This is a genomic window from Riemerella columbina DSM 16469, assembly GCF_000374405.1.
GTDB classification, from domain to species: domain Bacteria; phylum Bacteroidota; class Bacteroidia; order Flavobacteriales; family Weeksellaceae; genus Riemerella; species Riemerella columbina.
In genome coordinates this window covers 1-26,622 of the sequence record NZ_KB894221.1, presented here as the reverse complement: position 1 = coordinate 26,622, position 26,622 = coordinate 1, and the positions used below count along the sequence as shown (strand labels likewise).

Genomic DNA, 26,622 nt, shown 5'->3' with positions numbered 1-26,622 from the left:
CGGCAAAATAAAGGGAAAGACCATCATGACGATAAAAGAATTGCAACAAGAACTGATAGAGGAATTTGAATTTCTAGAAGATTGGGAACAAAAATACGAATACCTTATCGACTTAGGAAAAGGACTTGAGCCCATGGATGCAGCACAGAAAACAGAGGATAACCTCATTAAAGGCTGCCAGTCTCAGGTTTGGATAGACGCCAAGCTGGAAGAGGGCAAAGTTCATCTATTTGCGGACTCTGATGGGATTTTGCCAAAAGGGATTGTTGCCATGTTGCTGTCTATTTATAACAACCATAGTCCCCAAGAAATTATAGATTCGGATTTCGAGTTTATATCCCAAATCGGATTGAAGGAGTTTCTATCCCCTTCCAGAGCCAACGGACTTATGGCAATGACTAAGCAAATAAAACTCTACGCCCTAGCATTCCAAACCCAAATCTAATGCAAATTTTAGCCTATCGTTTTTCGGCTTTTGGGGATATTGCGATGACGGTTCCCGTAATCAAAGCGTTTTTAGAACAAAATAAAGAAACTACCCTCGTGATGGTATCAAGGAAGAATTTTGCAGATTTATTTGAGGGGATAGAACGCTTAACCTTTCATGGGATAGACATCAAAGCCTACGATGGGTTTTCAGGTCTTAAAAAATTATACAAAGAGCTCACCACCACTTATAAGATAGATGCCGTAGCAGATTTGCACGATGTAATCCGTTCTAAAATTCTCAACTACTTTTTTAAATTTAAACAAATCCCCGTTTATAAACTAGATAAAGGTAAAGAGGAAAAAAAACACCTTACCGATATTTGGAACCTTCAGAAACATCAGCTTAAATACACCACCGAACGCTATGCCGATGTCTTTAGAAGTATGGGGTTGGAGTTGCACCTATCACATCAGTATCCACAATTTGAGGTTGAAAAATCAGGGATTGGCATCGCACCCTTTGCCCAGCACGAAGGTAAAATGCTTCCTTTGGAAGCCTCTTTTGAGGTAGCAAAAGCCTTAGCCAAAACCCATAAAATCTATTTTTTTGGCGGCGGCAAAAGGGAAGTAGAAATTTTAAACCAATGGGAAGCAGAAATTCCGAATACCGAGAGTTTAGCAGGAAAATTGTCGCTTAAAGAAGAATTAGAACGCATTAAACACTTAAAAGTGATGATTTCTATGGATTCTGCCAATATGCACTTGGCGAGTCTTGTGGGGACGCGCTGCATTTCAGTGTGGGGCGCTACACATCCGTATGCTGGATTTTTGGGCTATGGACAAAGTTGGGAAGATGTGGTTCAAGTGCGAGACCTTACTTGCCGCCCATGTTCGGTCTTTGGGGATAAGCCTTGCTATCGTGGAGATTGGGCATGCTTACATGAAATTAATACGCATGAAATCCTTCAGAAAATAATGGGGTAACTTTGGGTTTCTCATATTTCTAATATCATTTAAGACTTTGCCTTGTGTTCGATAAGGGTAAACCTAATGAGGGTTTAGAAGTTTCCACTTGATATACCAACTAAAACCCTTATGGGTTTTTCTATTTACCCTTATGGGTTTTATTGTTTACCCTTAAGGGTTATTCTATAAACCCTTGAGGGTTTTTGTTATTTGGTAATGAGGGAAGGTTTAAAAGAAGCCTATCCATTAGCTAAAACCACAGGAGAGCTGGAGAAGGCTTAAGAGAGCTGATGCAGCGTATTGATAAAGGCGAGTATTGTCTGGGCATCAGAGAATTTTTCTAGTATTGAGGTCTTTTCGGCTATCGAAGTTGGGGGGATTGTATTAAAATTAGAAATCAAAGTTTTTAAGGTTTCTTTATTTTCCACCAAATGGCAGAGCTGGATCAAAGCCTTATCGTCTGTAATATTAGGATTGATGATAACACGGTTCGAGTGGTATAGGGTATTGAATAGCTTTACCTTAGTTCCCGTTGGCTGCATAGACCATAGAATGTTGGCATGGGCAGATTGGATGAGGTGTAATAAATTCTCATGTGTTTTTATAGGAACTAGTGCCACATTCGGATATTGGGCTAGGTCTTTTTTTATACCAGTACTGGCTCGGTCAGAAGCGATAATAAGTGTTTTATCAGGCAGCATTTTGAAAACACTAAGCACTTCATAGAGGGCTTTTTTATTATCCGCAGTGCTTAGATCGCTGTGGAATAGGAAGTAAGGCTCGTGCGGGGGAATAGTGGGCTGCCATTTGTTACCATGAAAAATAGGTAGCATAAAGGCATTGGGATTGTGTTTTGTAGCAAAGTCTAATTCCTTATGAGAAAGGCAAAACACCGCATCAAAGCGTGGGAGTATTTCTTTCTGATAGAGAGCGTATTTGTAGCTTTCTAATAGGTATAGGGCTTTTTTTAGAGGTTGCTTTTCGGATTTTGCAAGTCCTTTGTAGTAGAGATGTTCGTTATTGTGCAGGCGCAGATATAGAGGTCGGTTTAAGGAGGATAATGCGTCAAGCATTGCAGTAGTTTGCAAGCCTTCAAATAGAATAGGGGCTTTGTTTTTTTTAAGGTGATTGACTAAACTACTATGCTCTCTAGAGGCTACGGACAGCGGTTTCTTATTAAATAATTTGCTTAGCGAAGTTACCTTAGGGTAGAGGTATACGGCTTGGGTGATCGCGGCTAGTGGCTCAGGAATAGATGGTGTGTTGCAAAAGCAATGGAGATATATGGCTATCCCTTGGCTATGGAGGGCTTTTATCTTATAGAATACATCTATAATGCCTCCATAGTTGGGAGGGTAGGGTATATTGAAGGAAATGATGTTGAGTGCCTCAATCCTACCCATGGATGGTCTCTTTTTTACCATAGGATTGGATGATTTTGGCTTCGTACTCTAGCCATTCTTCCCATCGTTTATTGACTTTTTCAGGGTCGCCAAGTTGTCGAGCAAAACCGATAAATGTAGTATAGTGGTTGGCTTCGGAAATCATTAATTTTCGGTAGAAGGTTTTGAGTTCTTCGTCTTTTATGTTTTCGGTTAATACTTTGAAGCGTTCGCAACTTCTCGCTTCTATCATCGCTGCGAAGAGCATTCGGTCTACAATAAATTCATCTCGTGTGCCTTGGACTACAAATTTTAGTAAATCATTCACATAGTCGTCTTTTCTAGACCTTCCTAGCTTGTAGCCTCTGGCTTTTATGATATTATGCACTTGCTGAAAATGTTCTAATTCCTCCTGTGCAATTTCCAAAAGTTCCGTTACAATATCAGGATACTCTGGTAGCATGGTGATGAGCATAATGGCGTTGGTAGCAGCTTTTTGTTCGCACCATGCGTGGTCGGTTAAGATTTCTTCTATATTGCCTTCTGCAATATTTGCCCATCTTGGGTCGGTGGGTAGTTTTAGTTTAAACATGGTTTTGTTGTTATTCATTTGTTGAGGTTTTAGTTCTTATATCGTTTAGTACTTTCCAGCCTATGGCATCAAATAGTTTTAAGAGTTCAGCGATGAGTATGGCTAATGCTATATTCACGGGGTAAACTATCATTAATAAAATACTCCAGTGCATTTGCTCTTTTAAAGGATAAACCATAAAGTAAATAATGGTGGAGCTGATGCCTTGGGCAAAATAATAAAAAATGGCATTCCTTCCAATATAATTGATGAAATTATCCTTAGTAATTTTTAGTCTGTTGTAGAGTACGAATAGAGTAATTAAAGAAAATAGCGACCACAAGATATAAGGTGTTCTCGGTGGAAATTTAAATTTATTGATGTTGTAAAGTATATCCGCTCCATAATTACAGAATAGCAATCCCATGGCGATAAACCACACCCAATAAAGTAAAGGAATTGCCAAGTTTGGAATTTTTTTACCTCTAAGATGATGGGCAACTAAAAAGACGCCTAAGTAGAATGCAACATAGCCCACCTGACCTGTGGGATAATATACAGGAAATAGATTGAAAATTGCCGTTAATCCGAAACAAATCCCAATAGCCCAGAAAATATGCTTTGGAAAAAACCTTAAAATAAGGACGCCCAAAAAACTGAGGATAAAGTAAACCTTTAGATACCAAAAACTACCCATTACAACGGGGAATATATCACAATGGGTATATTGGTGTAAGTACCAATTGCCAAGGTTTTCCCATTGCGGGATATTATCGATATGTTTTGGGATAAATTTATCCCCGAAGATGGCATAGAATTGTTGAAGCCCTTCGATACCGAAAAAATACAGCCCCAAAACTTTAAAGAGATAATCGATAAAGAAAATAAGCGTTACAAAAAGCATATAGGTAATTTGTAACTTTAGTAGTCTAAAGCAGGTTTTCTCTATACTATTTCCTGAAGTAATACCGCTCAACGCAAAAAATAAGGGGACATCAAATAGCAACGATAGAATCCTTACCTCGGTGGGTAGGTAGAGCTGTCCACTCCAATAGGCGGTGTGGATAAAAATAATGGATAAAGTTGCTAGCCCTTTAGCAAAATCAATATATAAATCTCTTTTCATTTAAAAAGAAAATGAAGACCAAAGATACAGATTTATCTCTAAAGATAATTTTTACTTAGAGGTAATTTAAGCCAAAAACACTTATCTTTGCCTGAAATCTTTTATTTATGGCAAAATCTAGAGCAAGAGAAACAACGGAAGCAATAGAGCGTTTATATGTGGCAATGAGACACTTGTTTTATAGAGGGTTCTTCAAGCCAGCTGGGGTTTCGGGGGAAACACTCAGGAATTTATTACTGGTGATACAGCCAGAAATTTACGGCTCTATGGCACTTTCTAAAAAGGTAGAATTAGATGGGTTATTGTATGTGCTAGACCGCTTACCAGAAGGGATTGAAGAATGTGCATTTGTCCACTTGACTTCCGATGAGGGTTTTCATAAAGCCAGCTTTCAACCAATAGTTCCTAAAAAACGCCGAAGAAACTGCTACCGTATCGACCAGCACCAAATGAATATTGAAGTGCTACTAGGGCGTTCTGAAATTTATGATATACTAACCCACTTAACATTTTTCTACTTAGAAGCTGATAAAGTGAGAAACTTAGGCTTTGATTTGGATAACGATGGTACGCCACGCAGAATTTGGCATATAATAGAAGAGGTAGCGAAAGGCGAAAAGAAATTTACACGCAAAGAAAAGGAAGTCGCTCTCATTCAGTTGTCTGGCTTTTTAGGTAGAACATTTGAGGAAACGCTTTCGGCTTATGATAAGTTTGGGGATGATAGCAATCCCGATAGGCTCTTCAAGATTATTTATAATATGGGGGAAGTGAGTTTAGCGGACTGGAAGAAACAGCGCGAAAGAGAGATTTTCTTTAGTGCGATTCTTCAGGAGCGTGTGGGGCATCACTTTTTTGGAGAAAAATGGGCGAATAAAGTGAAGGAAGTTTTGGTACAGCATAACCTTCATAAGCGTCCGTTGCATATCATCAGTGCCAATATGCATAGTGTAAAAAATATGTTGTTTGCCAATAAAGCCTTAGGGGCTTCCACTAAGAAATCAGTGGATTATTCGCTATATGAGAAAATTAGTAACGAGGCTACACTCAGGAAAAAAGTCTCAGATTATGCCGTTTCTAAAGGCATGATTTATATTGATGACCAAAGCGGTAGTAATATTGATGTTCAAATTTTTGACCTCAAAAAAATAGATCTTTCCGAAACACCATTTAGCCATTACGAAGTAGATAAAGACAGCGTGATTATCGTATTCGACTATGCTTTTGGGGAGCAAGCCTTTGAGGTGATGGACGAGTTGCTAAAGCCTTTCTTCGTAGGTGAGGATGAGTACCATATGCTGGTGCGTTCTATTTCTATTATGGGAAAAGCGGGAATTTTAGAAGGTAAAAAAGGCGATATTATGATTCCTACATCGCATATTTTTGAAGGAACGGCGGATAATTATCCTTTTGAAAATGCCTTAAAATTAGAAGATTTTCAAGATGAAGATTTAAAAGCTTTTGAAGGAGCGATGATTACCGTGTTGGGGACTTCGCTTCAGAATAAAGATATTCTATCCTATTTTATGACCACTTCTTGGAAAGCGATTGGGCTAGAAATGGAAGGGGCACATTATCAAAAAGCCATTCAGGTAGCGTCTAAAATTAGACACCACATCAGCCCAGATTTATTCGTTTGCTATGCTTACTATGCCTCGGATAATCCATTAGAAACGGGAAGTACGCTATCTTCTGGCGGGTTAGGTTTAACGGGAGTAAAGCCAACTTACCTTATTACCTTAAGAATTTTAGAAAAGATTTTTAAAGACCAAGGTTAGAATCCTTATCATGATAAAAAGATAAAGTCTATGATACGCTGCAAATATCATAGACTTTTTTTATGTTAATTCAAGAAAGGGTTGTATTGCTTTTCAAAACCAATATTGGTACTCGCACCATGCCCTGAAAATACTTGGGTATTATCCTCTAAAATTAAAAGTTTAGTTTTGATACTTTCAATCAGTTGAGAATGACTGCCCATAAATAAATCTGTACGCCCAATACTCCCTTGGAAGAGTACATCACCAGAGATAATCCAGTCTTGCTTGGCATTATAAAACCCAATACTGCCAGGGGAGTGTCCAGGTAAATGAAGAACATCCAGCGTTTCTTGGTCTATTTCTAGTTGGTCGCCTTCTTCTAAATAAGTAATTTCACCTTCAAAAGCATGGAAACTAAAGCCATATTTCTGAGCCGTCATAGGGTTGGCATCTAGAATAACTTGGTCTTTGGCGTGCATCAGCACAGGGACTTTATAGGTGTCGTAAGCCTTTTGCAATCCCAATACATGGTCGATATGGGCGTGGGTGAGTAAAATATTTTTAATGTTTAATCCATGTGTTTCAATAAAATCAAACAGTTGTTGGGTTTCATGCTTTAGAGCATTGCCAGGGTCTATAAGATAGGCATTTTTGTCCGAGCTATATAGGATATAAGTGTTTTCTGCAAAGGGATTAAAGGTAAATGTTTGGATGTTTAGCATAGCGTGTATTTTGGTACAAATGTAGAGATTTAGGCATAAACCTGATTCATCAATATATAAAAATGACAAATCTCATATAAATTATATTATTTAGAATTAATAAAGACAATATATTTGTGAAATAAATTAACTCAAAATTTTATCTGATGAAAAAGACTGCTATATTGGCTATTGTACTATCGGCTTTTGTTCAATTAAACGGACAAAAAACGAAGCAAGACTCTATAAAAGAGATTGAAGAAATTCAGTTATTTGGTGAGGCTAAAAAACAACCAAAAGGCTTAGAGATTATTACCAGATTGCCTTTAAAACCTAAAGACCAGATCCAAAGTATTTCTATTATTTCGGATAAAGCAATAGCGGAAATGGGGGCACTAACGGTTACCGATGCTGCAAAAAACATCCCAGGTGTTGTTTTATTTAGTACTTACGGTGGTGGTGCAGAAAGTATGTCAATAAGAGGGTACAGAGGGACTCCAGTGCTAAAAAATGGAGTACTTATGAATTCTGATTTCCGTACGAGTTCTATGCTTTCTGATATGCAAGGGGTAGAAAGTGTGCAAGTGATAAGAGGTGCTGCTGCTATTACACAAGGAGTGGGAAATGCTCTAGGTGCCGCTGGAGGGGTTATAAACTTGGTTACTAAAACTCCGCGCTTTATAGATGAAACGAATATAGGCTTCCGTTATGGAAGTTGGGATATGTATCGTCCAACAGTAGACTTCCAAAGGGTGATTGATAGTGAGGGTAAAGTAGCGGTTCGTTTTAATGGTGCGTATCAAAATAATAAATCCTATACGGACTTTGTAAAAGGCGAGCGTTTTTATGCTAGTCCGTCTGTAGCGTATAGGATTGACAATAAAACCAACATTGTGGTACAAATGGACTATATGTATGATGAAAGAACCCCTAATAGAGGGACGGTGAATTTAGGACCAGACGATGTGAATAAAATTTATGATTTACCCAAAAATAAATTTTTAGGTTTTTCGAGCGATATAGCTAAAACAAAATCTATGAATTTTTTTACTTCTATTGATAGGAAATTAAATGATTATTTTAAAATAAGATTGGCTTATATGTCCTCGGATAATTATAACAATAGTCAATCTTCGGGCAGACTAAAACCTGTTAAAAATAAAGAACTTAACTATCGACAGAGATCTGTAGGAATTAGTTCTGGCGAAGACCATAGTAAAGTATTCCAAGCTGATATTGTAGGGCAGGATATAAAAACGGGTGGTATAATGCATACTTTCCAATTAGGATTTGACTGGAAAGAATCTTATACAGTTAATGATCGCTATGGCATTAATGGAAATTTACGAAATAATGCTATTGATGTAGATGTGATTGATGTCACTAAAGAAATAAATAATCATTTACCAAGCCATTTTGACTGGAGTCCTTTGCAAAAAGTAACTTCTGTGGTTTCTTCTAAAACACCAGAAATTGGAATCATGGCACAGGAAGTGATGAGCATAGGTAAATATGTGAAAGCCATAATGGGGGTAAGGTATAGCCAATTTAATGGGAATAACCAAACGGGTAAAAAATATGCTTGGGATCCATCCTTAGGATTGATGGTTGCACCAGCAGAGCATATCAATTTATATGCTTCCTATGCTACGGTATCTAGTCTTAGAGGCAATGATAGACCTTTGAAAGATGGAGGAACTATCGGAACATCTGTTACTAGACAGTGGGAAGCAGGTCTGAAATCAGATTGGTTTGATGAAAAACTAAGGTTCAATATCAATCTATTCTCTATGGATATGAATAATCTATCTTATAGTGTTTTAGATGCTAGTGGTAACCCGACAGGTTATTATGACTTTGCTGGAGATTTAACGAGAAAAGGAGTAGAAATAGACTTGATAGGTAAAATTTTACCAGAACTAGAAGTAATGGCTGGATATGCCTATTTAGACGCCAAATACCATGATAGTCCCGCCTATGTAAACGGTTCTAGACCCATGATGGCAGCACAGCATACTGGAAATGCATGGCTAAACTATACTGTGAGAGAGGGAGTGCTAAAAGGATTAAGTTTTGGTGGTGGTGTATATTATGTAGGGGAGCGACCAGTAAACGATTATACTCAAAAAACCATTATTCATAATACCGTACCACTTACAAAACCATTTATGTTAGATGCTTATACTACACTCAATGCACAGATAGGTTATAATTATAAACATATAGGTATTAAATTATTTGCCAATAACCTAACCGATGCTATTGGATACAATGCGTATTATAGAGGAGGGTATTTGAATAGAAATGATCCGAGAAATTTTGCTTTACAACTGAATTATAAATTCTAATCATAAGTTTTTTCATTTTATTTTATATTTTTCGGAGCTGAAGCAGCCTTTAGTGGGTTGCTTTGGTTTTTTATAACATACCTTAAAAATATTGAAAAACACATTAATTTTCAAAAAAATACCATTGGATGTCTTTGTAGTATCATAAAAAAAATTATCTTTGCTACTATTAGAATAAAATAAAACACTATACTTTACAATTTAAAATGAAAGGGATTTTAAAAATCTACCATCCAGAGGAAACGCTTAAATATCAAATAAGTAGAACTTATGGAAAATCAGTGTTTCATAATGAAGAATTTTTCTTAGAGGTAGAGATTACCACGACAGAAGATACCGACTATATAGAGGACGACTCTTTACAATACCAATTTCCACAATTGGCACTCCATGTGATAGACTTTCCTATTGATGCTAAAAATTTAGCAGGAAAAACCTTTACTATTACTAATGAAGATGAGGTATATACCGAAGTGAATTTGTTTGACGATGAAGATGCTGAAACTTTTGATAATGAACTGACTTTTTCCACAGGCGACGAAGGTGAATTACAGTTGTTATGGCAGGGCAAAATTACAGATTTCTATACCCATAGCGAGGACACGATTCCTTTTAAACTAAAATGCCATTTTAAACAAGACCGTATAGAGGTAGAAGATTAGTGCAGCACCACAATATCTACTTAAATTTTTCGTTTTTAATACAAAAAATAGAATTCAAATATGAATGATAGTTTGCAAGTGGCTACTGATGCTGCAACTCAAAAACAGGTGTTTTCCCTTTGGAATATCATCTTTGGAGGTGGCTTGGTATCCAATATTATTATGATTGCCATTTTCTTACTCGGTATTTTGGCGTTGTATATCTTTTTAGAGCGTTACTTTTTTATCAAAAGGGCTGGAAAATCAGATCCGAATTTTTTAAACGATATCAAGGACTTTATCTACGATGGTAAGATAGAGGCGGCAATTGACCTTTGCCAATCGACCAATACGCCAGAAGCCAGAATGATAGAGAAAGGTTTGAGCCGAATGGGTAGACCCATCAGCGACATCAGCAATGCAATGGAAAGCCAAGGCAACTTAGAAGTATCAAAGCTAGAAAAGAATCTTAATATATTGGCGTCTGCCTCTGGTGCTGCACCGATGTTAGGCTTTTTAGGAACGGTAATAGGAATGATTATGGCATTTTTTGAAATCTCTAATGTTACAGGTGCGGTTAGTCCTAAGTTGTTGGCTTCCGGGATTTATACCGCTATGGCAACTACGGCAGTAGGTTTGTTTGTTGGGATTCCAGCGTATTTCTTTTATAATATTTTAGTGACTAAAGTCGATAGGTTGGTCTTAAAAATCCAAACGCAAGCAGGTGAGTTTTTAGATACGATTAATAAACCAATTTAATTAAAGCTTTATGGAACTCAAACGAAGAAATAAAGCCAGCGCGGAGTTTAGTATGGCTTCTATGACGGATATTATTTTCCTATTGCTCATATTTTTTATGATTACTTCTTCGGCAATTAGTCAAAGTTCAATAGAGGTAAAATTACCGCAAGCTAATACAAATACTGTTAATAATCAAGACCCTACCACGGTAAGTATTTCACCAGAGGGAACATATTATATTAATGACCAAGCGGTGGCAAAGGAAGAACTAGAAAACCAATTGGTGGCTAAATTAAGTAATGACAAACAACCCTCTTTTACCATAAGAGCGGACGAAAATACCAAACATAAAGCCGTAGTCTATGTGATGGGCATCGCAGAAAAACACAAATACAATATCGCTATTGCTACGGTACAAGAGCCATAAAATTACTCACATTAATATGTATTCAACAGAAAGCATATCCAACTCTGAAAGAAACGACAGAATTAAAAGTGCAGTTTTGACATTTTTAATCAGTTTGTTGGTGCTATTGTTGATTTACTTTTATACTTTTACTAGAGAGACGCCACGCCAAGAAGTGGTGACGACAATGCTTATCAATTTTGGGGATAATGAAAATGGTAACGGCACAGAAGAACCGCAGCAACAAGAGGGTAGTCCTGCAATAGAGCAAAATATTGAAACTGAAAACCAAACGATTACGGAGGCAACGGTGCAACCTAAGCAGGAGCCCACAATTACGGGAACTAATACTAAAATCTCTACCCCAAAAGCAGAAAAAATAGAAAAAAAGACATCATCCCAATCGACTACTAAGCCAAAAGCCACCCCTAAAAAACAAAATACTTCTAAAAAGGCTGAAACTTCTAAAAAACAAGGTGATGATAGAGGCAATGCCGCTATTGGAAACCTTATAAAAGGCAGAGGAACTAAAGCAGGTGGCCAAGGCGACCAAGGTAATCGCGGTAATGCGGGAGACCCTCTAGGTGGTAGTGGTAATGGCGATAGTAAAATAGGGATAGATAGAAAATTGATAAGTTTTATCCCAGGAACTATGGGGCGAGGTGGTCAGCAGCCTGCGCATAATTGTACTGCTTCGGGAAGCATCAGTATTGATTATACGGTAGATAAAGCAGGCAATGTAGTGTCGGCAAGAAGAAGCGGTGGTATTGCCGACCCTTGTGTGGTACAGACCACGATAGCTTGGGTTAAACAATATGTAAAAGCCGAGCGCGCCAGCACATCGTCTAAAGGGATTTATAAAATTGTATTTTAGGGCTATTATTTAAGGCTAAACTATGCTGTATCTGCTCTTTACTATTCTGATTATAACTCCTATACTTATCGGATGGGGTACTTTGTTGGAGCGCTATTTTTCGCCACTTTGGGAAGGGGGCTCTTCAAAATTTTTTTCTGGAATACTATTACTGACTACCACTTGGACGATTTTATCATTTTTTATTTCAATTAATGAAGTTATAGAGCTTAGTTTTGGAATGGTTGGTTTAGGGTTGTTTATTTATTCTAAAGGTTATACCGAGGCATTTTCATTGCTAAAGCAACAGCCATATCTGTTTGTCATTAGCCTTGTTTTTATTCTGTTTTTTGGTAGTATATATCCCTTTATTTTAGACCATTATGGCTATTATACCAGTACGATTGATTGGATTTCTAAGGCAGGTTTGGTTAAAGGGATTGCCAACTTAGAATTAATTTTAGGGCAAATGTCACTATGGCATATATTCCAAGCGGGATTTTCTCATTTTACAGACGGGGCTTTAAGGATAAATGCGGTGGTACTTTTAGGGTTTGTCATGTATATCATTGAGAGAAGAGTACCGATTTACTGGCTGTTTATTCCGTTTTTATTTCTATTTGTTGCCTCACCGAGTCCAGATTTACCTGTGATAATAGGAGCCTTAATACTGGTAAATGAATTGGTTCATAAACCCAAAAACTTGGTAGGACTTTGGCTATTTTCTGTATTTATTTTTGCCATTAAACCTATCGCATTATGGATGCCTTTAGCCGTAGGGCTTTATATGGTATTAGTTCACCGATTGTGGTCTTGGAAATATCTTGCTGGCGTTTTTATGTTGGGATTAGTTATTATCAAAAATATTTGGTGTTTTGGCTATTCTATATTTCCTATTCAGGCATTAGATTTAGGGGTTTCATGGAAGCCGAACCCAGAACTGATGGGCATCTCTTCTCGGGTTGCCATTTTAAAAACTTATGATTTTCAGTACAGTTATGACTCGATTCAGCAATTTAATCTATGGGAATATTTTTATAATTGGGTTACTTTAGAAGGGATAAAGGGAGTGATTAATAGTTTATTTGTCATTTTATTATTAATACTGATAGGCTTGGCTTTTAAAAAGCGCAATAGAATATTATCAATTATTATGATTAGTATTCTTATTAAAAGTATTTTAGTATTATGGTTTTCAGCACAATATAGGTTTTTTCTAGAAGTTTTCTTTGTTGGACTTTTTTTAATGCTAGGACAACGCTTATCCAAGCAATTCATCTATTCAATAGCATTATTGATGAGTTTTGCGTTAACAATTCTATTTGTAAAACCTAGTTTAATTAAAGAAACTATACCCAGTTTTAGTGTAGGCCAATATATTGGTGAGGTGGAGTCGTCACAATGGTTAAAACCTAGTGTTTACAAGGGTGTACCCTATACAACACATCAGATTGGGAATTTAAAATTTAATGTGCCTCGGCATTATCCCTTTACCTTCACCACACCATTACCAGCCATATCACCAAGTTTTTTATACGATTACCATAGGGCAAAATTATTTCCTCAACTCATAGATTCGGATTTAAAAAAAGGATTCATCTGGAAACCTCTTACCGAACAACAACAGCAAGAACTAAAGCAAATTCTAGAGACGCTAGAGCAGGAAGCGCTTTAATGTATTCTTAAACAAAATATCACAATCTTTTCTCAAAATCTCGTTTAAAAATTTTTATATTTGCAACTATGGAATATAATACTAAGAGAACACCTCTACATATGCCAGAGTATGGCAGAATTATCCAAAGTCTCGTAGAACACTGCAAGACTTTACCTACCAAGAAAGAGCGTACCGAAATGGCGCACCAAATCATCGAGTTTATGGGAGTTAAAAACCCACACCTTCGAGATGAGGATAATGTAGCACACAAACTATGGGACCATCTATACATTATGTCGGGCTACGATTTAGATGTAGATGCTCCATATCCTTTCCCAACCGTGGAAGAGTTGAATCAAAAGCCTAAAAAAATGGATTATCCAAAGCTACAAGGCGATTACAAATTCTATGGGAAAAGTATTTTGCAATTAATAGAACGCGCACTAGAACTTGAGGAAGGAGACGAAAAAGAAGCCCTTATCGAGGTGATAGCCAACAATATGAAAAAATCCTATAATGTTTATAATAAAGAGCATGTTCAGGACGATGTGATTTTTAGACATTTAAAGGAATTATCCCAAAACCGTTTGGATTTAACCAGTATTGATTCGCTTGAGAAGAGTAAAATCTATTATAATACCAATAGAAACTCTAAAAATAACAAACCTCAGAATAGACGAAGATATAATACCAAATCTAAAAATAGAAAATAAATCATGAGCGGTTCATTTCAGATTAGGGGCGGGCAGCAACTGAGTGGGGAAATTACCCCTCAAGGTGCTAAAAACGAAGCCCTTCAGATTTTTTGTGCGGTATTGTTGACCGATCAAGAAGTAAGAATTAAAAATATTCCTAATATTCAGGATGTTAATAAACTGATAGATATTTTAGGTGACCTAGGCGTTAAAGTAACTAAAAACGGCAAAGGCGATTATACTTTTAAAGCCGATACGCTAAACTTTGATTATCTAAAATCTAAAGAATTTAAAAAAGACGCTACCAAACTGAGAGGGTCTATTATGTTGTTAGGACCAATGCTCGCAAGATTTGGGGAAGCCTATATGCCAACCCCTGGTGGCGATAAAATCGGCAGAAGAAGATTGGATACGCACTTTCAAGGATTTGTAGAATTAGGGGCTGAGTTTAAATACAATGAAGAAGAAAGTTTTTACAGCCTAAGTGCAAAGTCTCTACAAGGTAAATTCATTCTACTAGAAGAAGCATCGGTAACGGGAACTGCCAATATTGTTATGGCAGCCGTTCTCGCTAATGGGAAAACTAGGATTTATAATGCGGCATGTGAGCCCTACCTTCAGCAATTGTGTAAAATGCTGAATCGTATGGGGGCTAAGATTTCTGGTATTGGCTCTAACCTTTTAACGATTGAAGGGGTTACTCAGCTGCACGGCACAGAACATACCATGCTGCCTGATATGGTAGAGATTGGTTCATGGATTGGCTTAGCAGCAATGACGAAATCCGAGATTACCATTAAAGATGTCCATTGGAATCAGTTGGGAGTGATACCTAGTGTATTCAGAAAATTAGGAATCCAGTTAGAGAAAAGTGGGGAGGATATTTACATTCCTGCTCAGGAGCATTACCGCATTCAGAAGTTTATAGATGGTTCTATTCTTACAGTGTCAGACGCGCCATGGCCAGGCTTCACGCCAGATTTATTATCGATTGTTTTAGTGGTGGCGACTCAGGCTAAAGGTAGTGTGTTGATTCATCAAAAGATGTTTGAATCTCGCTTATTTTTTGTAGATAAATTGATTGATATGGGCGCTCAGATTATTTTGTGTGACCCACACAGAGCGACTGTCATTGGGCTAAACCAAGAAACTCCGCTTAGAGGAACCGTGATGACCTCACCCGATATTCGTGCAGGGAATGCTTTGTTGATTGCCGCTCTTTCTGCGGAAGGAAAATCTATCATCCATAATATTGAACAAATCGACAGAGGTTACGAAGATATAGACGGTAGACTAAAAGCTTTAGGGGCAAAAATTGAAAGAATTTAGTAGATAGTTTTTCATTTAGTTTTAAAAAATGAAACCGACGCTTATTTCTATCATTGGGGCTACGGGTATTGGAAAAACCCGTTTGGCGATTAAAGTTGCTCAGTTTTTTAATACTGAAATTATCTCTTGCGATTCTAGACAGTTTTTTAAGGAAATTCCTATAGGTACAGCCGCGCCATCTGAGGATGAATTATCAGCGGTTACACACCACTTTATTGGACATCGTTCGGTTACAGAGGATTACTCCATTGGTCAATACGAAGAAGATGCTTTGAAATTGCTTAAAACATTATTTAAAAAACATCATGTGGTAGTAATGGTAGGCGGCAGTGGGATGTACGAAAAAGCAGTGGTAGAAGGCTTGAACAATCTTCCCAAAGCCCACCCAGAGCATCAGAAAAAACTAGAACATATTCTGAATACAGAAGGTGTTGAAGGGTTGCAAAATATCCTTAAATCCTTAGACAAAGCATATTATCAAATTGTAGATAAAGAGAACCCAAGAAGATTAATAAGAGCGATAGATATCATTTGGCAAACCGATAAAACTTACACTCAAATTCTTTCTGAGGAGCAACCCCATCGCGATTTTGATACTATTCGTCTACAGATAGACGCCCCAAGGGAAATTATTTATGAGCGCATCAATCGTCGGGTAGATAAAATGATGGATGAGGGATTGTTAGATGAGGTAAAGGCTTTATGGCCTTATCAAAATTTAGTAGCGTTGCAAACCGTAGGTTATAAAGAGTTGTTTCATTACCTTAATGGAGATTGGACTTTAGATTTTGCGGTGGATGAAATAAAAAAGAACTCTAGGCGCTATGCCAAACGACAACTGACTTGGAATAGAAAAATTGAGGGGCAGCGCCATATTCCTTATGATTATTCTGATGAAGATTTAGTATCTTTGCTCCATAACTTAAATTTAAAATAATGGCAAGAACACCATCCAATATGTTAGAGCTAGGGACTAAAGCGCCTTTTTTTGAACTTCCAAACCCCGCTCAACAGAATAAACTTCAAAACTTAGACGATTTAAAGGGGGAAAAAGGAACATTAGTGATTTTTATGTGCAACCATTGCCCTTTTGTAATTCATGTGATAGATACTTTAGCGGAGCTTTATAAAGATTATAGAGGGAAAGGCATAGAATTTATCGCCATTAATTCTAACGATGTGGATAATTACCCTGCGGACGCTCCTGAATTTATGGTGGATTTTGCAGAAGAACATGATGTGCAATTCCCATACTTATACGATGAAAGTCAAGCCATTGCTAAAGCTTATGATGCCGCATGTACTCCAGATTTCTATTTTTTTGATGATAATTTGAACTTGGTATATCGCGGACAAATGGACGACTCCAGACCAGGCAATAGCCATGAAGTGACAGGCGAAGATTTAATTGTAGCCTTTGAGAACCTCCTAGCAGAACAGCCACAAGAAGAATTACAAAAACCTAGCTTAGGTTGTAATATCAAGTGGAAACGGTAAAATTAAAAAGCTGCCTATTTTATTAGGTAGTTTTTTTTATCTAATCCACAACACATGCTTCTCTATAGGGTTGTTATGGCTGTTTTTAAACTCATTAAATTCATTGGTAATTTTATCATAGAATTCATTATTACTGATAGATTGACCATTGATGGTCATTTTAAAATTTTTTCTTCTACTGATAGACTCTCGAATGGATAGGGCAGGGTCAGCAACTAATTTATCTACAAAATCATTGTATTTTTCTTTTGTTGTTTTGATGAAACCTTTAGGAAGTTTCACTTGGTCTTTAAAATTAACAATACTAATAGTATTGAAAATATAATCGTTTTTTGAGTCGAATAATTCTAAAATTAAACCTGGTAACCCCTGAAATTTATAAGGACCATTATTGATAGGTAATTCTGGCGCATACCATGCTACCCAATCTCTACCCGCAAAATGAGTGTTGGCTTTCTTTAGTGTATAGCCATATTTTTGTTGAGTTTCATCAGATATAGTCCATTTAAGATGAGGTATATCTATGGGATACGCAAAATGTTTTGAATTTACATTTTTAATTTCCCATACTTCATTGTTTTTTAAATCTTTATAAATACCAAAAATCAATTCATATTTTAGGGGTATGTTGGGTTGGACGCCAGTTCTACTATATTCCCTTGTTGCTTTTTCATAGATAGAGTCCAGTTGAAATTTTGTTTCATTATAAAAATAGGAAGTCTGGTCTTGTATTTTAAGCGCCATTTGTTCTGTATTAGTATCTTGGGAAGTAGAGTCGGGTTTGTAAGTAACCTCATAAGTTACTTTTATTTGAGATTTTCCCATAAAATAGATGGCAAAAAAACTAATAAACAATACCTTCGTCGTGAAGTTTAGGATATATTTTTTCAATTTTAGTAATTTTAAGTTTGTTAGTTCCTGTCGTTGAACAATTACAAGAATTATCTTTTATTAAATTGTTAATATCATTTTTATAGACTTTTGTATAATTGCTCCAATTTATAAACGCTTTTTCAGTGGTAATATTATCAATAGTTTTTAAATCTAACTTTGGTGTTTTCGTATCCATTGAAGTAGCTGTAAATTTATAATGTCCGTCATCACTTTTAAGGACAATTATGGGTACAAATAGAAAAAAATAGAATCTATAAATGATTGAAAATCAAATTATTAATAGATTCTATTTAGGTTAAATTGTGGAGCTGGAGGGATTCGAACCCTCGTCCAAACAAGCAATACGCAAGCTTTCTACATGCTTAGTTTATGTTTAATTTTCGTCGCAGGGCAGACCATAAACCGCCAACACTACGCTTATCTTCTAAAATTTTCGTCCTTTAGCCGAAGTTTCTAAAGGCTTATTTCCGCTTTTTCTATGCCTCATACTCGGACGCCGCAGAACAGAGCTGCCGTGAGACATCTTGTTTCCGTACTATACTTCGGGAAAAATGATAATCCTACTATGCTTCGGATTATGCAGCAAGAGCAAACTCTTCGTTGCCAGTTAAAAAATTGTAGCAAGGGATTTAAGAGATCGCGCTACGGTTCTCTGCATGCTTACTTACCCATTGGCCTTGCTGTCGAAACCAGTCAGCCCCATGTAAATAAGACCACAAAGATAATGAAATTTCCGTACCAAACACAAATCAGAAGTTGATTATATCAGATATTATCATAATTTATGTTATAAAATGTTAGATGGTTTAAAAAATTTGATAATCTTTATTAAACTAAGTTAAAGTGCTTTTAGGTCAAAAGGGAATCGTCTATTTTTGATTTCAAATTATAATATATGCAGAAACTTTTACTCTTTTGTATAGGACTATTATCAATGATGTACTGTCCCGCACAGCAATTATCAGGTAAAGTGACCGACGACACTCAAAACCCTATTGAAAATGCTACGGTTGTTAATATTACTCAAAATAAAATCACAACCACTAATGCTGAAGGTGGGTTTGCACTCAATGCCCAACTGAACGATCGCATTAGAATAGTTAAAAATGGATATGAGAGAATAGAATATCATGTGACTTCTTTTAAGTATAACATTTATAAACTTCAAACTTTAGTTAGGGAAATCGAAGAGGTAAAGATTAAGGTAAAAGCTACGGGGAATTTAGTCCACGATGTAAAACAATTTCCCGAAAATAAAAAACTGAAAACCCTAAAAACAAACCTTTACCAAGATTACAAAACTAAAAGTACTGCTACTTTGGCAAAAGATAGATTGGAACATCTGCCTACTTTTACCCAACCCAAAGTTGATGGAATATCACTAGGCAAAATAGAAAACCGATGGGAACTTATAGATGCGGTAAAGGCTTTTCAAGACATTTTAGGTGAGGACTATTTTCAAGCATTAGGCATTTCCAAAATGAATCAAGATCGATTTATATTTTTTGTGTTAAAGGATTTTGAGACCAAAGAAATATTAAAGTATGGAAGAATCAATCCCGATGAAGTTACCCGATTTATGATAAAAGCAGAAGAGGTAAAGGCTAATTTTAAATAATTAAACCTGATATACTACCGAATGAATTTCCGAAATTTTATCGTGTAAATGGTCTAAAGATTGATTAGAAAGCAAAAACAACGGAACCGAAGATTTTGAACAATCATAGGCAGGTTGGATATAGTCTTGGGTTAAAATCATAAATCTATTTCTTTTATAAAACTCGATTCTTCTCTTTGCGGTATCATTTAAGTGAGATGGTTCAGACTCTAAAACGATACAACCCAATTGGTTTTTAAAATAATCTAGCACCAAACTACCCAATTGCTTTCCTCGATATTCTGGAAATATTTCAAAATGTTCTAAAAAATAAAAATCAGATAGTTGCCAAAATAAAGCGTAACCAATCCATTCATTAAACCAGAATAATTGATAAAGTTTAACTTCGGTTTTTTGCAACAATTGATAAAAGGAAACAGCACTTCGCCTTTCGTCTTCGGGAAATGTTGTACAATAGGAACGGTATATGGATGCCAATTCCTGCTCGTGTGCTACTGAAAGTTGCTTTAGGGAAATGGACATATTACAAATCAAACACACTAGGACGGCGAATGATAAACATATCCTTTACCCAAAGTGTAAACGCCATACCCAAATACAATAGAAAAAAAATCCCTGCGGTAGCAAAAGTGGAATAGATAAAAAAGACCCTTAGTTTAGATACAGGAATTCCAATTTTGGAACCCATTCTTGTGAGTACCCCAAACCATTCACACTCCATACGATGTCGAATATTTTCAAGCATAATTAAGGTTTTAAAAGTTGATAACCAATGCCGCAATTTAAACATTTTTTCGCAGAACAAAGTTGTTTGTAGAGAAATAAATACGCTTGTGTATCTTTTGCAGAATTGATGTCTACCCCTAGCTTCTTCCATTGGGTAATAATGCTATTTTTCTCTGGTGGTAAGGCTTCATAAAAACGGAGGATATCTTCTGCCGTAGACTCTTTCTGGTTTTTATAATAAGTATATTTTAAAGGGAGTACCGCATTAATTATAATTAAGTGAATAAAACTTGTAGTCAATCGTTTGGACTGAGATTTTGCGGTAGTTTTTCCAAAATTATAATGCGTATCCCAATAATGAGATGCCACGACGGGTTGGAATAATGAAATGATATCACTCAAATGCTCTGCCTTCACAATTTTTGAAAATAAATTCTGATGCAAATGATAAAGGTGAGCCAACTGAGAAAGCCTAATGGTAGGAAAATTGGCAGGTCTTAATCTTAAAAATAATGGAGAAAGCCTTTGCTGAGGTAGATTATATTTGGCATTTAGAAAATAAAACTCTCTTTTCCAATGTGTGGTGGTGGCATCGGAAGGTTGGTCTAGCCAACCGCACAATCCATAAAATAAAGCCTCTAGCTGCTCACGATGCTGACTCACTTTGTTGATGATAGAAAAATCTATTAAGCCAGCCATTTGCTTAAAAATTTCTGCATTAATTCTTAATCCAAAAGCATAGGCTAGGTTTTGGAATAGTAAAGCTTCATAGTTTGATTTTAAATGTTCAAGGTCTTGAGTGATGATCTTTGAGCGTTGCTCTAGTTTTTCTAAAAGTAATTGTTCGGTAAATAAAAGTGGTGTTTTAGCTTTGTCAAAAATAGCATCACAAGGGATAAAATTAGACTTTGTATTTTGCAATGCTAAATGTTTTACTATTGTAAATTCATCAATATAAGGTTTAAGCTCTAAGGTTGGAATGTTTTTTTCTTGGAGTGAAGATAAATTTTCATCATGTTCGTAAACAGCATGTAGAATGAGATTGTCATAATGTTTATCCCCTTCATGTTGATGCTTCCGAAAATCGGATGACTTAAGGTGCAGTTCAATATGCCCTGCTAAAATTAACCCTTGGTAGCGTATTTTGGCATAGAGGAAATCAGGACCCGCATTTTTATTCCATTGTCCAAAATCTAGTATTTCTATCTCATGTCCTTCTGTATCTTTAAAATCTAGCCGTTTAAAGATTTTAAAATTCCAAAGGTATTGCAAGAGGTGTTCATTCATTTAGCTAAGATAATGATTTAAAGTATTTTGGTACATCGCTTCGTATTTTGGGAGTATCATTTTAAGGTCAAAGCTTTGGGCTACTCGTACTGCATTTTGCTTCATGTCTTTTAATAAAGTATCATCTTTTAATAGATGGATGGTATTTTTAGCCATATCTTCGGTATCCCCTACATTGGAAAGAAACCCCGTTTCACCTTGGATGTTCACTTCAGGGATGCCTCCTGCATTGCTACTCACCACAGCATTGCCTGCTGCCATGGCCTCTAACGCGGCTAAACCAAAACTTTCCTGTTCAGAAGGCAGTAAAAAGACATCGGTACATTTTAAAATTTCGTATAGGTTATCTGTTTTTCCCAGCAATCTAATTTTGTCTATTAAATGAGGGTTTTCTTCTAAAAAATAATGAATAAATTCCATTTCGGGACCTTCGCCAATGATAATGAGTTTGCTAGGAATTTCCAATTGTACCTTTTTGAACACTGCTAAAACATCTGGGATGCGCTTTACTTTTCTTAAGTTAGAAACATGAATCAAAAGTTTTTCCGAAGGCTCAGCAAACTGTGACCTACAACATAGCTCCTCTTTTTGGTAGAGTGTATTATCAATAAAGTTAGGAATCACTTGTATTTCATTATGAATGTTAAATGCTTTTAAGGTATCCTCTTTTAGGCTTTCAGATACAGAAGTAACGGCATCGGAATGGTTAATGGAAAATTGTACTGCCGCTTTATAGCTTGGGTGTTGCCCTACTAAAGTAATATCGGTGCCGTGTAATGTGGTTACCACAGGAATTTCAATAGCTTCATCTTTTAGCATTTGCTTGGCAACATAAGCGGCATAGGCATAAGGAATGGCATAGTGGGCGTGGATAATATCTAACTTGTATAACTTTACCACCTGATAAATCGCCGAAGACAACGCAATATCATAAGGTTGATATTTAAATAGCGGATAAGTTTCTACATTCACTTTATGAAAGTAGATGTTGGAGTTGGTCATATCCAATCGTGCAGGCAGGTTAGAACTGATGAAATGAACTTCATAGCCTTTTTGAGCCAAACTCATACCCAACTCTGTAGCTACAATGCCGCTTCCGCCGTAGGTGGGGTAACATAATATGCCAATTTTCATACGCTTTATTTTATTATTCCACGATTATTTTATTAGAAAAATCTTTTTCTGTTGGACAAATAATATCAATCCCCATGCCTTCTTTTATATGTTCGTTCACCACTACGGGCAGTCGACCATGGATTTTAGTCATGCCTTTTAAGGCTTTAGCCGTTGCTTTCATAGAAAGCGGATTGTTTTCGTATGCCACAAGAACAGTCGGGATAGCGCTAATATCAATATCTTTTAAAGCATAAGGACTACCAAATACTACTAATATGACTTGCTGTTGCTGGCTTAATCGCTTTAGCAATTGTTTACTTTTATACGATATTTTGTAAGGCTTATAGGCGGTGCTATTGTCTTTATGGAATCCCACGATTACTTTAGCACCTTTAGATAATTGGGCAACATCACTCTCTTTAATTAAGGTAACACGCTTACTATCATTGTTAAGTTCATTGATAAAATCTTGGTAAGGAGCTTCTTCTAAAGGTAAATAATAATAAGTCTCGCGATTTCTTAAAGGTAAAGCATTATTGTTATCTTTAAGAGCCGTCAATGCATTAGCATAAAGTTTTTCACTTAACTGACGATGCGTGTCATTATTAAGGTCATGTTCTATGCCAGAAGTCTCAATAGGTTGCTGATGGGTTAAGCCTAAAAGATATTTTGTTTTTAAAATTTTAATTACACTTTCCTTTAATCGTTGTTCCGAAATATCCCCAGACATTAAGGCCTGTTTTATCAGGCGTCTTCCAGAAGGCACATCTTGAGAAAACAGCATAATATCATTTCCTGCTTTAAAAGCCATTAAGTCCAAAACTCCAGGACTGAATTTTTTAGCTACAGCATTCATATTAAGTGCATCGGTAATGATTAGTCCATTATATTGGTATTGATGTTTTAATAAATCAGTTATGATATGATGAGATAGCGACCCAGGAATGCTCTTTTGCGGTTCTAATGCGGGAATATATAGATGAGCAATCATAACCCCACCAATATTTTTATTCATTAACGCTTTGAAAGGAGCTAATTCCATTTGCTCCAATCGCTCCTTAGAATGGGCAACTACAGGTAAATCTAAATGCGAATCGGTATCGGTATCACCATGACCTGGAAAATGCTTGATACTTGCCAGAACGCCGTGGTCTTGCAACCCTTGACTATATGCCAATGCTTTCGAAATTACATTATTAACATTAGAGCCAAAAGAACGATTGCCAATAATCGGGTTTTTAGGATTGGTATTCACATCTACTACGGGGGCAAAATCCCAATAAATTCCCATTCGTTTACAGTCTTGAGCTATTTGGCTGGACATTTCATAAATCAGTTGAGGGTCTTGAATGGCCCCGAGTGTCATTGCCCAAGGAAATTTATGTGCAATTGGAAGTCTTTGGTAGAGTCCCCACTCGGCATCCATACCTATCATTAGGGGGATTTTAGACTGTGCTTGAAATTCATTAATAAGCTCAATATGCTTTCTAGCATCATCTTGCATTAGAATAAGCCCACCGATATGCTCGTGCTCCACTAGGTTTCTTACATTTTGGATGAAATCATTCCCTTTATTATTATAGAGTGCTACAATAAACAGTTGCCCAATTTTATCCTCTAATGAAAGCTTTTGATAGGTTTGTTCTGCATAGGTCTCTGCTTCTTGATTTAATTGCTCGATATTCTCTTTAGGTTGATATTGAGCATTTAGGTTCAAAAAGTAAATAGATAAGGCTAAAAATAAAAGACGGTATAGTTTCATATTGTATTCTTAAACAACAAATATACAATTTTATCTATATATAATAAGGCTAAAAAGAATGCAAGATTTTATAGTGGATTAATTTAATAGTCTAATATTTGATAGTTATATAAACTTTTTCATTTGAGAACCAGTGGATTAAATTTTGTTATTATATTTTTTGATATAATAATTTGTGAGTTATAAAAAAAGTTTCTACTTTTGCAGTCGCAAATCGGGAGATGAGCAGCGCAGGAGATTAGAAAAAACATTTTGTAAAAAAAGACCTTAAAAATTTGGTCATATAAAAAATAGTTTTTACTTTTGCGCTCGAAAATCGGGAGATAAGCAGCGAAGTTGAAATTTTTAAGATTGAATCAAAAAAAATATTTAAAAATATTTTGATAATAAAAAATAAGTTGTATCTTTGCAGTCCGAATTCAAACACGGGGCGCAGGAGATTAAAAATTTACTTTTTAGGGATTAAAAAAATATCGAAAAATATTTTGGTAATTCAAAAATAAATTTTACTTTTGCACTCGCAAATCTAACGAAGTCTGACAGGCGAGATTAGAGGAAGCGAAAAGAAATAGAGAACATTGAAATACATATAACAACCAAGTAAGGATAAAAACCAAAGCGTAAAAAAAACTTTGAGTGAGACAGGAAGAACATACAATGGAGAGTTTGATCCTGGCTCAGGATGAACGCTAGCGGGAGGCCTAACACATGCAAGCCGAGCGGTATTTTTTCTTTAGCTTGCTAAAGAGAAGAGAGAGCGGCGCACGGGTGCGGAACACGTGTGCAACCTGCCTTTATCTGGGGGATAGCCTTTCGAAAGGAAGATTAATACCCCATAATATATTGATTGGCATCGATTAATATTGAAAACTCCGGTGGATAAAGATGGGCACGCGCAAGATTAGATAGTTGGTGAGGTAACGGCTCACCAAGTCAATGATCTTTAGGGGGCCTGAGAGGGTGATCCCCCACACTGGTACTGAGACACGGACCAGACTCCTACGGGAGGCAGCAGTGAGGAATATTGGACAATGGGTGAGAGCCTGATCCAGCCATCCCGCGTGAAGGACGACGGACCTATGGTTTGTAAACTTCTTTTGTGCAAGAATAAACCCAGATACGTGTATTTGGCTGAAGGTATTGTACGAATAAGCACCGGCTAACTCCGTGCCAGCAGCCGCGGTAATACGGAGGGTGCGAGCGTTATCCGGATTTATTGGGTTTAAAGGGTCCGCAGGCGGGCTTGTAAGTCAGTGGTGAAAGCCTACAGCTTAACTGTAGAACTGCCATTGATACTGCGAGTCTTGAGTATAGTTGAGGTAGCTGGAATGAGTAGTGTAGCGGTGAAATGCATAGATATTACTCAGAACACCAATTGCGAAGGCAGGTTACCAAGTTATAACTGACGCTGAGGGACGAAAGCGTGGGGAGCGAACAGGATTAGATACCCTGGTAGTCCACGCCGTAAACGATGCTAACTCGTTTTTGGATTTTCGGATTCAGAGACCAAGCGAAAGTGATAAGTTAGCCACCTGGGGAGTACGACCGCAAGGTTGAAACTCAAAGGAATTGACGGGGGCCCGCACAAGCGGTGGATCATGTGGTTTAATTCGATGATACGCGAGGAACCTTACCAAGGCTTAAATGGGAATTGACAGGTTTAGAAATAGATCTTTCTTCGGACAATTTTCAAGGTGCTGCATGGTTGTCGTCAGCTCGTGCCGTGAGGTGTTAGGTTAAGTCCTGCAACGAGCGCAACCCCTGTCACTAGTTGCCATCATTCAGTTGGGGACTCTAGTGAGACTGCCTACGCAAGTAGAGAGGAAGGTGGGGATGACGTCAAATCATCACGGCCCTTACGCCTTGGGCCACACACGTGATACAATGGCCGGTACAGAGGGCAGCTACACTGCGAAGTGATGCNAATCTCGAAAGCCGGTCTCAGTTCGGATTGGAGTCTGCAACTCGACTCTATGAAGCTGGAATCGCTAGTAATCGCGCATCAGCCATGGCGCGGTGAATACGTTCCCGGGCCTTGTACACACCGCCCGTCAAGCCATGGAAGCTGGGGGTACCTGAAGTCGGTGACCGTAAAAGGAGCTGCCTAGGGTAAAACT

25 protein-coding genes, 1 rRNA gene and 1 other RNA gene are annotated in these 26,622 nt (G+C 37.0%); 15 read left to right on the top strand and 12 right to left on the bottom strand.

Going from position 1 to position 26,622, the window contains the following annotated elements; all coding sequences use genetic code 11:
* Nucleotides 1-25: 25 nt before the first annotated feature.
* Together C237_RS0103030 and C237_RS0103025 are read left to right on the top strand one after the other, a co-directional pair.
* The gene (locus tag C237_RS0103030) at nucleotides 26-445 is read left to right on the top strand and encodes a SufE family protein (protein WP_018675019.1); all 420 of its coding nucleotides are present in this window, start codon (nucleotides 26-28) and stop codon (nucleotides 443-445) included.
* Nucleotides 445-1,413, top strand: coding sequence for a glycosyltransferase family 9 protein (locus C237_RS0103025; RefSeq protein ID WP_018675018.1), 969 nt, complete (start codon nucleotides 445-447; stop codon nucleotides 1,411-1,413). The genes C237_RS0103030 and C237_RS0103025 overlap by 1 nt, the downstream gene beginning before the upstream one ends.
* Before the next feature lie 260 nt (nucleotides 1,414-1,673).
* On the opposite strand, the gene C237_RS0103020 is transcribed toward C237_RS0103025, so the two are convergent.
* The 3 genes from C237_RS0103020 to C237_RS0103010 are packed head-to-tail and all read right to left on the bottom strand — an operon-like array spanning nucleotide 1,674 to nucleotide 4,474.
* Nucleotides 1,674-2,819 (bottom strand): glycosyltransferase family protein, encoded by a 1,146-nt coding sequence (locus C237_RS0103020; protein WP_156809708.1) that lies wholly within the window; start codon nucleotides 2,817-2,819, stop codon nucleotides 1,674-1,676.
* The gene (locus tag C237_RS0103015; RefSeq protein WP_026315458.1) at nucleotides 2,791-3,369 is read right to left on the bottom strand and encodes a MiaE family protein; all 579 of its coding nucleotides are present in this window, start codon (nucleotides 3,367-3,369) and stop codon (nucleotides 2,791-2,793) included. The genes C237_RS0103020 and C237_RS0103015 overlap by 29 nt, the downstream gene beginning before the upstream one ends.
* 10 nt (nucleotides 3,370-3,379) lie before the next feature.
* Nucleotides 3,380-4,474: an acyltransferase family protein gene (locus tag C237_RS0103010; RefSeq protein ID WP_018675015.1), complete on the bottom strand. Its 1,095-nt coding sequence runs from the start codon at nucleotides 4,472-4,474 to the stop codon at nucleotides 3,380-3,382.
* Between the two features lie 107 nt (nucleotides 4,475-4,581).
* Between C237_RS0103010 and C237_RS0103005 the strand changes: the two genes are divergently transcribed.
* Complete coding sequence (locus C237_RS0103005) at nucleotides 4,582-6,252, top strand: DUF6909 family protein (protein WP_018675014.1); 1,671 nt, start codon at nucleotides 4,582-4,584, stop codon at nucleotides 6,250-6,252.
* Between the two features lie 65 nt (nucleotides 6,253-6,317).
* Here C237_RS0103005 and C237_RS0103000 read toward each other — a convergent pair whose 3' ends face one another.
* Complete coding sequence (locus C237_RS0103000) at nucleotides 6,318-6,956, bottom strand: MBL fold metallo-hydrolase (RefSeq protein ID WP_018675013.1); 639 nt, start codon at nucleotides 6,954-6,956, stop codon at nucleotides 6,318-6,320.
* Nucleotides 6,957-7,102: 146 nt separating this feature from the next.
* Here C237_RS0103000 and C237_RS0102995 point away from each other — a divergent pair, with 146 nt between their 5' ends.
* From C237_RS0102995 to C237_RS0102950, 10 genes are all read left to right on the top strand, one after another.
* Entirely contained in the window at nucleotides 7,103-9,283 is a 2,181-nt protein-coding gene (locus C237_RS0102995; RefSeq protein WP_018675012.1) for a TonB-dependent siderophore receptor, read from the top strand.
* A gap of 206 nt (nucleotides 9,284-9,489) precedes the next feature.
* Nucleotides 9,490-9,945, top strand: a complete 456-nt coding sequence (locus tag C237_RS0102990) for a hypothetical protein (RefSeq protein ID WP_018675011.1) — start codon at nucleotides 9,490-9,492, stop codon at nucleotides 9,943-9,945.
* A 60-nt stretch (nucleotides 9,946-10,005) separates the two neighbouring features.
* Nucleotides 10,006-10,683, top strand: coding sequence for a MotA/TolQ/ExbB proton channel family protein (locus tag C237_RS0102985; protein WP_018675010.1), 678 nt, complete (start codon nucleotides 10,006-10,008; stop codon nucleotides 10,681-10,683).
* Between the two features lie 10 nt (nucleotides 10,684-10,693).
* Entirely contained in the window at nucleotides 10,694-11,092 is a 399-nt protein-coding gene (locus tag C237_RS0102980) for an ExbD/TolR family protein (protein ID WP_018675009.1), read from the top strand.
* A 16-nt stretch (nucleotides 11,093-11,108) separates the two neighbouring features.
* Nucleotides 11,109-11,945, top strand: a complete 837-nt coding sequence (locus C237_RS0102975) for a ferric siderophore ABC transporter substrate-binding protein (protein WP_026315457.1) — start codon at nucleotides 11,109-11,111, stop codon at nucleotides 11,943-11,945.
* A gap of 22 nt (nucleotides 11,946-11,967) precedes the next feature.
* Entirely contained in the window at nucleotides 11,968-13,599 is a 1,632-nt protein-coding gene (locus C237_RS0102970) for an LIC_10190 family membrane protein (RefSeq protein ID WP_018675007.1), read from the top strand.
* Between the two features lie 68 nt (nucleotides 13,600-13,667).
* Nucleotides 13,668-14,294, top strand: coding sequence for a DUF4290 domain-containing protein (locus C237_RS0102965; protein WP_018675006.1), 627 nt, complete (start codon nucleotides 13,668-13,670; stop codon nucleotides 14,292-14,294).
* Nucleotides 14,295-14,297: 3 nt separating this feature from the next.
* Entirely contained in the window at nucleotides 14,298-15,605 is a 1,308-nt protein-coding gene (murA, locus tag C237_RS0102960; RefSeq protein ID WP_018675005.1) for a UDP-N-acetylglucosamine 1-carboxyvinyltransferase, read from the top strand.
* 28 nt (nucleotides 15,606-15,633) lie between these two features.
* On the top strand, nucleotides 15,634-16,542 hold the full coding sequence (gene miaA, locus C237_RS0102955) for a tRNA (adenosine(37)-N6)-dimethylallyltransferase MiaA (protein ID WP_018675004.1): 909 nt from the start codon (nucleotides 15,634-15,636) through the stop codon (nucleotides 16,540-16,542).
* The gene (locus C237_RS0102950; RefSeq protein ID WP_018675003.1) at nucleotides 16,542-17,102 is read left to right on the top strand and encodes a thioredoxin family protein; all 561 of its coding nucleotides are present in this window, start codon (nucleotides 16,542-16,544) and stop codon (nucleotides 17,100-17,102) included. Before miaA ends, C237_RS0102950 begins: the two co-directional genes overlap by 1 nt.
* 36 nt (nucleotides 17,103-17,138) lie before the next feature.
* Here C237_RS0102950 and C237_RS0102945 read toward each other — a convergent pair whose 3' ends face one another.
* The 3 genes from C237_RS0102945 to ssrA form a co-directional block, all read right to left on the bottom strand.
* Nucleotides 17,139-17,993, bottom strand: coding sequence for a GLPGLI family protein (locus C237_RS0102945; RefSeq protein WP_156809707.1), 855 nt, complete (start codon nucleotides 17,991-17,993; stop codon nucleotides 17,139-17,141).
* Nucleotides 17,947-18,171 (bottom strand): hypothetical protein, encoded by a 225-nt coding sequence (locus C237_RS0102940; protein ID WP_018675001.1) that lies wholly within the window; start codon nucleotides 18,169-18,171, stop codon nucleotides 17,947-17,949. Before C237_RS0102940 ends, C237_RS0102945 begins: the two co-directional genes overlap by 47 nt.
* Nucleotides 18,172-18,296: 125 nt before the next feature.
* Nucleotides 18,297-18,697, bottom strand: a transfer-messenger RNA (tmRNA) gene (ssrA, locus tag C237_RS14165).
* Between the two features lie 194 nt (nucleotides 18,698-18,891).
* Here ssrA and C237_RS0102930 point away from each other — a divergent pair.
* Entirely contained in the window at nucleotides 18,892-19,614 is a 723-nt protein-coding gene (locus tag C237_RS0102930; RefSeq protein ID WP_026315456.1) for a carboxypeptidase-like regulatory domain-containing protein, read from the top strand.
* Here C237_RS0102930 and C237_RS0102925 read toward each other — a convergent pair whose 3' ends face one another.
* Genes C237_RS0102925 through C237_RS12785 form a run of 5 tightly spaced genes read right to left on the bottom strand, consistent with a single transcriptional unit; the run spans nucleotide 19,615 to nucleotide 24,505 of the window.
* Complete coding sequence (locus tag C237_RS0102925; protein ID WP_018674998.1) at nucleotides 19,615-20,136, bottom strand: GNAT family N-acetyltransferase; 522 nt, start codon at nucleotides 20,134-20,136, stop codon at nucleotides 19,615-19,617. It lies immediately after the preceding gene.
* Between the two features lies 1 nt (nucleotide 20,137).
* The gene (locus C237_RS0102920) at nucleotides 20,138-20,359 is read right to left on the bottom strand and encodes a hypothetical protein (protein ID WP_026315455.1); all 222 of its coding nucleotides are present in this window, start codon (nucleotides 20,357-20,359) and stop codon (nucleotides 20,138-20,140) included.
* 2 nt (nucleotides 20,360-20,361) lie between these two features.
* A complete protein-coding gene (locus C237_RS0102915; protein WP_018674996.1) occupies nucleotides 20,362-21,627 on the bottom strand; it encodes a DUF2851 family protein in 1,266 nt (421 codons plus the stop codon).
* Nucleotides 21,628-22,761, bottom strand: coding sequence for an N-acetyl-alpha-D-glucosaminyl L-malate synthase BshA (gene bshA / locus C237_RS0102910; RefSeq protein ID WP_018674995.1), 1,134 nt, complete (start codon nucleotides 22,759-22,761; stop codon nucleotides 21,628-21,630).
* Between the two features lie 13 nt (nucleotides 22,762-22,774).
* A complete protein-coding gene (locus C237_RS12785; protein WP_018674994.1) occupies nucleotides 22,775-24,505 on the bottom strand; it encodes a glycoside hydrolase family 3 protein in 1,731 nt (576 codons plus the stop codon).
* Between the two features lie 654 nt (nucleotides 24,506-25,159).
* Between C237_RS12785 and C237_RS12780 the strand changes: the two genes are divergently transcribed.
* Nucleotides 25,160-26,622: ribosomal RNA gene (locus C237_RS12780) — 16S ribosomal RNA — on the top strand; the annotation flags it as partial.